The following is a 6,860-nucleotide window of genomic DNA, read 5'->3' on the forward strand; positions in this document are numbered from 1 at the left end:
CCTTTAAATTCATCAATGTCCGTACGACATAATTCACATCAAAGAATGTGTATTATTATCATTTAAGTCATAAAAGCCATGAGTCAGTTCCGAAAAATATAATGAGCATTGAAATTATTACCCATCATTCTGGATTTTTAACTTTGTCATGTATCCAACCACAAGTTGGCTTCCGGTGTTTTGAGGAGCATTAAAGTTCAGAAAGCGCGACCAGATCATAATCCAGAAATGTCGTTAAGATATTCTCAATAACGGTTATCCCTGCATGTTGGCAGGCATTTGAAAATATATTTTGTATTCAGGTTGCAGCAAAACGCTTTCTTACACACAGGACTTCATATGCGGCTCAAAAAATTAAAACTGAAAAACTTCAGAGGCTACAGAAGCTCTACTGAAATCATTATTGATGAAGGCATGACGGGCATTGTTGGTCGTAATGACTTTGGGAAATCAACGCTTCTGGAAGCGCTGGCTATTTTTTTTGAAACAGAAGGAATGAAGGCTGACAAGAATGACATGAACTGTTTCAGCCTGAGAGAAGGGGAGGGCCGTTTTGAAATAGCCTGTGAATTCGATGATCTGCCCGACTTTATCATGATAGACGACAGGGTGCAGACCACGCTCGCCTCAGAACATCTGCTGAATGAAGATGGCAATTTTGAAATCGTCAAAACGTTTAAAGCAACGACCTCAGGAAAACCGGAGCAGACCTGCATCCGCTGCATCCACCCGGATGAGGAGCCCCTGAGAAATTTACTGGGCATGAAAATTTCCGAACTCAAGGCGGTGGGAAAAGAAGTTGAGAAAAATGTGGCGGATAAACGCACTGCATCGTTATGGCGTCAGGCCATCAGGGAAGCCGCCGCTCCCTATACCTGTTCGGAAATGTTGCTGGATGTCGATAAAGAGTTTGGAACCGACACAAAATCATTATGGGGTAAGATCCTCGATTTGCTGCCCACGTATGCGATTTTCAAAGCCGACAGGGAAAGCAGCGACGGGGATTCCGAAGCTAAAAACCCCTTACAGCAGGCCGTAAAAGACGCTCAGGCTGCGCTGCAGGACAAAATTACAGCGCTGGAAAATGAGATCCAGGACAGCGTACTGGATGTCGCACAGAGAACGCTGGATAAATTACGTGAAATGGCCCCCGAACTCGCCAGCGAACTGACTCCACGATTTAAGGAGAAACCCAAGTGGACCTTCAATTTCACCCTGGATGGGGAAAATGGCATCCCCATCAATAAGCGCGGCAGCGGGATAAGGAGGCTTATCCTGTTGAATTTTTTCCGGGCTGAGGCTGAAAAGAATGTCGCGGGGACGCCCAGAAATGTGATTTATGCCATAGAGGAGCCTGAAACGTCACAGCATCCGAACTATCAGATGATGCTGATGAAAGCGTTACTGGCACTGGCAGGCCAGCCGCACCGTCAGATTATCGTCACCACCCATGTCCCGGCGCTTGCCGGATTGATCCCTGTCGAAGGCGTACGTTATGTCACCCGAAATGAGGCGGGTGAACCCGCAGTAAAAATGCCGGATGACGCTGTGCTGAAGGAAGCCACTGAAAGCCTGGGGGTGCTGCCAGAGACCGGTATGGAAAGGGCGCAGGGGATAGTTCTGGTAGAGGGAAAGTCGGATGTCACTTTCCTGAGGCATGCGGCCAGTTCATTAAAACAGTCAGGTATGTTGCCAGCCTCTCTGGAGGACGTGAAAATAGTGCCAGTCCTCATAGGAGGGTGTGGCAGCGTCAAACACTGGGTTACATTGAATCTGGCCAACGATCTGGGGCTTCCCTGGTGCGTATTTCTGGACTCCGATATTGGAGGAGACCCCGCACAGGTTCTGTCCATTCAGAAACGTAAAAAAGAAGTGGAGGATGCCGGTAAGGTATTCTTCGCCACGCGCAAACGTGAAATAGAGAACTATCTCTGCCCGGATCTGATCGAAGAAATGACCGGTGTAGTCGTCACGTTTACGGACACCTGTGATGCTAAAAAAATAATTGGACGGGCGGTGGGAATGAAACCCGATAATGTGCTTGATAAATTCTGGCCCCGGATGACAGCGGAAAGAATCATCTCAAGATCAACCTATCATGACGGAACGCAGGAGAGAAGCGAGCTGGTTGAGATCCTGAGCGACATTGTATCCATGACGAGATAATGTATTAAATAAGCATCTCAGGTGCATATACTCCGGTCCTCAACAAAGGACCGGAGTACAGAGTAGTAAAACCCGAAATTAATCGGGCTTTAATTATTCAACGTTTAACAGGCTCCCTGCCCGGAAGTTGTGTTAAATACGTTTAACGAAGCGGTTTTACAAACTTTATTTATGACTGCCAAGCCATTTATTCATCTGCTCGATTTCACCTTTCTGAGCTTTTATGATGTCCTGTGCAAGCTTTCTCATTTCGGGATCTTTACCGTATTTGAGCTCGGTCTCAGCCATTGCTATTGCACCTTCGTGGTGAGCGATCATACCTTTTGCAAAGGCCTTGTCAGGATTGGGCTCATTAACGGCGGCCATCATTTTGTCATGCATGTCTTTCATGCCCGACATATATTCCTGTGACGATGTCGACGAGTGCATATCTGACATTTTCATTTCCGAATGTTCTGCGGAAATGGCTGGCAGGGATAAGATTAATATAACAAACAAGGAGCTTTTGATTTTCATATAATAAATCCTTTTCAGGTAGGTACCGGTTAATTGTAGCTAAGTCAGATAAAAAAGCCCCCTGATGGGGGCAAAAAAGTAGCAACATATCCGGTTAAGGAATAATCTATCAAGGAAAGGGTAAAAGCACGGATACTACAATCGCATTCAGCCTGCATTGATCATGTGGCGGTGCGCTTCGGCCATGGCCTCATGTGGGCCGGACTGACCGTTATTCATGAATTCATGGGCAACCGCTGCTCTTTCATGCTCATCCATCGCTGCGTAAGACGTTGACGAGACGGTCGTGGATACAGTGTTATTTCCCATCATCTTTTGATGACTTTCCACCATTTTCTGGTGCGCATCCGCCGATCCGTTCGTCATGGTTTCATGAGCAATTATGGCCTGTTCATGCTGATCCATACCGTTCATACTGGGGGCGGAACCCTGAATCCCTACATAAGCAGCAGCAGACTGCATCTGGTGAGCAGGAGCCTGTGCATTGTTGACGCGCTCATGGATATTCACGGATTCCGTGGCCCACGCTGACGAAATTAAGCCAAGACCTAACACTGATGCTAAGACGATATTTTTCATTGTAACTCTCCAGTAATTAATTAGTGATGTCCGGGAATGGAGAGCTGCATCTCCCGTTGCATAACAGCAAAGGCTCGGCAGTTCTTATTTCTCCGGAAGTTGGCTGGATATTCATTTCCTGGCGTACTCTGACGCCGGGTATTGATGAAGCAATCCAGCCTTCCTGATAAGTTGCACTAATTATATCGAATGGCTTCTGTTTGCTGCATGACAGGCTAATGACATCTTTGTCATTTAATTCTTTATTCTCAGTGTTGGGGACCCGGAATCATTTTCTCCAGTCTGGGTACGGATAAAATAAAACGCGTCGAGCGTTCATCCGATTCCACATGCACTCTTCCGTGATGTGCTTCCACGATTGACTTCACAATCGCAAGACCGATGCCGCTGCCTTCTCCTTTTCGTTGTCTGGCCGGATCCACCCGATAAAAACGGTCAAAGAGCCTTGATAAATGCTCTTCAGGGATTGGTTTCCCCGGATTTTCAATCACAAGGTCAAAAAAGCTCTCCTGCTCTCTTATTGAGACGGTGATTGCCTGTCCCTCCGGGGTATAACGCAGGGCATTGGATAACAGATTATTAATCGCTCTTCTGAACATTTGTGGATCTCCCTCAACCAGGCAGGGCATCCCGTTAAATTTGAGCGTGATATTGCGTTCTTCGGCCCAGGCTTCGAAAAACTCGAAGACTTTCAAAACTTCCGCTCTAAGGTCAAACATGACCCTGTCAGGTATCAGCTGATTATTATCTGCCTGTGCCAGGAACAGCATATCGCTGACCATTTTGGTCATCCGGTTATATTCTTCAAGACTGGAATAGAGGACATCCTCAAGTTCCCTCTGTGTTCGATCCTGACTCAGTGCGATTTCAGTCTGCGTCACCAGATTGGTGATGGGCGTTCTGATCTCGTGCGCGATATCGGCAGAGAAATTGGCCTGGCGGGTAAAGACATCCTCAATCTTTTCGATCATATGATTGAAGGAGATAACCAGCTGCTCCAGCTCTATGGGAACGCGTGTCGGTTCGAGTCGCGCATCAAGATTCTCAGAGGTGATGTTTTTAATGGCATTGCTGACATTACGAAGCGGCAGATGTCCCTGGCGGACGGCGATTCGAATAATAAGAACAATCAGCAGGCTTATCACGACAGCAATCGCAATCAGATTTTTTTTCAGCGCATCGAGGTAGTGGAGATGGAAATTAATGGAGAGGCCGACCAGCATGACATATTGCTGCTGTTTACCCTGAAATATCACCTGACCAGAGGAAGCGATAATCCTGTATGTTTCCATCTTCATTTCGGACCCGGTATCCATAGGTCTTGCAGGATCCTCCACCGTCCAGAGAAAGACATCCCGTGCGCGGCAATGCTCGCTAAAATCTGCTGTTCTCACGGCCGGTCGTAGTGCTGCCCCCTGCGCTGAACTAAAGAGCACTTCCCCCCTGGGGTTGAGGAGCAAAAGGGCAACGTTGCGGTAGCTGGCAATCGATTCCTTTATTTTACTTACTTTTTTTTCATCCGGAACTGTTGGGGACTGGAGTATACGGCTCAGAGTGGTGCTGATTTGCTGGAGATCGCTGACATCCTGCTCGGCAAAATGATTTTCAACAGAATGCAGCATAAACCAGGTGAAAGCGATAAAAGCCAGTATCGTGGACAGGCTGATAAAAAAGGTCAGCCGCAGAGCGAGTGAAAAAGGGCGCCTGGAAGGTTTGCTATGCATCCGGGACCTCCAGCATATAGCCCACGCCGCGGACTGTCTGGATCAGCTTTGTCCCGTAATCGTTATCTATTTTAGCGCGGAGTCGCTTTACGGCGACATCAATCGCGTTAGTGTCGCTGTCAAAATTCATGTCCCAGACCTGAGAGGCAATCAGGGAGCGGGGAAGAACCTCTCCCTGATGGCGAATGAAAAATTCCAGCAGGCTGAACTCTTTACTGGTGAGCACAATGCGGTTTCCGGCGCGACTGACTTTTCTGGATACGAGATCAATAGAGAGGTCAGCCACCTTAAACTGGCTTTCCGTGATCATCGTGTTTCCCCGCCTCAGAAGAGTTCTCACCCGAGCGAGCAGTTCGGCAAACGCAAAGGGTTTAACCAGATAATCGTCCGCACCCAGCTCCAGTCCTTTGACCCTGTGTTCGATCGTGCCCAGGGCCGTCAGCAGTAAGACCGGCATACCCTTTCCGGCAGTGCGGAGCATGCGGATGATATCCCAGCCGTTCACATCAGGCAGCATGATATCCAGAATGACTAAATCATACTCCGCGGTCATGGCGAGATGATATCCGGTAAGACCATTATCAGCGTGATCCACTACGAACCCTGCTTCTGTAAGCCCTTTGCTGAGATATTCACCTGTTTTAATTTCGTCTTCGACGATCAATATTTTCATCTTGCTCCCCGGCTGGCTGCTAATGTCATTCTATTGCGCCCACGATCGTTATCAACGGATTACAGCAAAAATGACAACATTGTCATTATCCTGTCACCCGGCAAACAGAGAGCGTTCGGTAAAGTATCCCTATCAATAATCTGGACTTCATTTGAACCATTTATCAGGTCTGCCTGGACGAGAAGCGTTATGTTCAAATTAAAATTACTCAGCATCAGCACGATATTCATCCTGGCCGGTTGTGTCTCTCTGGCACCTGAATATCAGCGCCCGGCAGCACCGATACCCCAGCAGTTTTCACTGTCCCGAAACAGCCTGACGCCAGCTGTGAATGGTTATCAGGATACGGGCTGGCGTAACTTTTTTGTCGATCCCCAGGTTACACGGTTGATTACTGAAGCTCTGAACAATAACCGTGATTTGAGGATGGCTGCTCTGAAGGTTGAAGAGGCCCGGGCCCAGTTCAACGTCACGGATGCAGATCGTTATCCCCAGTTGAATGCCTCATCCGGGATCACATACAGCGGTGGTCTGAAAGGCGACAAGCCGACCACACAAGAGTACGACGCGGGTCTGGAGCTCAGCTATGAGCTCGATTTTTTCGGCAAACTTAAGAACATGAGTGACGCTGATCGCCAGAACTACTTTGCCAGCGAAGAAGCCCGTCGGGCCGTACACATTCTGCTTGTCTCCAACGTTTCACAGAGCTATTTCAGCCAGCAACTGGCGTACGAACAACTCCGTATTGCGCGGGAAACGCTGAAAAATTATGAACAGTCTTATGCTTTCGTTGAGCAACAGCTGGTGACCGGGAGTACGAACGTTTTGGCACTTGAACAGGCCAGAGGACAAATCGAAAGTACCCGCGCCGAAATAGCCAAACGAGAAGGCGATCTGGCTCAGGCAAACAATGCCCTGCAACTGGTGCTGGGAACATACCGCACACCGCCGTCAGAAAAAGGGATGAAAGGCGGGGAGATCGCCCCAGTAAAATTGCCACCAAATCTGTCGTCACAAATTTTGCTGCAGCGTCCGGATATTATGGAAGCGGAATACCAGCTGAAAGCGGCTGATGCCAATATTGGCGCAGCGCGAGCGGCCTTTTTCCCGTCCATTACCCTGACAAGTGGTCTTTCCACAAGCAGTACGGAGCTGTCCAGCCTCTTTACGTCAGGAAGTGGAATGTGGAATTTTATTCCTAA

General features: G+C 48.2%; 6 protein-coding genes. 2 read left to right on the forward strand and 4 right to left on the reverse strand.

Annotated elements, in window-relative coordinates; all coding sequences use genetic code 11:
* The first annotated feature begins 339 nt into the window (after positions 1-339).
* The gene (locus INF68_RS18640; protein WP_032653897.1) at positions 340-2,166 is read left to right on the forward strand and encodes an AAA family ATPase; all 1,827 of its coding nucleotides are present in this window, start codon (positions 340-342) and stop codon (positions 2,164-2,166) included.
* 165 nt (positions 2,167-2,331) lie between these two features.
* On the opposite strand, the gene INF68_RS18645 is transcribed toward INF68_RS18640, so the two are convergent.
* From INF68_RS18645 to silR, 4 genes are all read right to left on the reverse strand, one after another.
* Positions 2,332-2,682 carry a DUF305 domain-containing protein gene (locus INF68_RS18645; RefSeq protein WP_032653894.1) on the reverse strand — a complete coding sequence of 117 codons (351 nt, stop codon included), beginning with the start codon at positions 2,680-2,682 and terminating at the stop codon, positions 2,332-2,334.
* Positions 2,683-2,829: 147 nt separating this feature from the next.
* The gene (gene silE, locus INF68_RS18650; RefSeq protein ID WP_032653890.1) at positions 2,830-3,261 is read right to left on the reverse strand and encodes a silver-binding protein SilE; all 432 of its coding nucleotides are present in this window, start codon (positions 3,259-3,261) and stop codon (positions 2,830-2,832) included.
* Positions 3,262-3,509: 248 nt separating this feature from the next.
* Positions 3,510-4,985, reverse strand: coding sequence for a copper/silver sensor histidine kinase SilS (silS, locus tag INF68_RS18655; protein ID WP_032653887.1), 1,476 nt, complete (start codon positions 4,983-4,985; stop codon positions 3,510-3,512).
* Positions 4,978-5,658, reverse strand: a complete 681-nt coding sequence (silR, locus tag INF68_RS18660) for a copper/silver response regulator transcription factor SilR (protein WP_000697969.1) — start codon at positions 5,656-5,658, stop codon at positions 4,978-4,980. The genes silS and silR overlap by 8 nt, the downstream gene beginning before the upstream one ends.
* A gap of 189 nt (positions 5,659-5,847) precedes the next feature.
* Here silR and silC point away from each other — a divergent pair.
* Positions 5,848-6,860 (forward strand): Cu(+)/Ag(+) efflux RND transporter outer membrane channel SilC (silC, locus tag INF68_RS18665; RefSeq protein ID WP_227412906.1); only part of this gene is annotated, 1,013 nt, incomplete at its 3' end.

Origin of the sequence: Enterobacter cloacae complex sp. P16RS2 (assembly GCF_014982155.1) — a bacterium.
In the GTDB taxonomy this organism is placed as follows: domain Bacteria; phylum Pseudomonadota; class Gammaproteobacteria; order Enterobacterales; family Enterobacteriaceae; genus Enterobacter; species Enterobacter cloacae_M.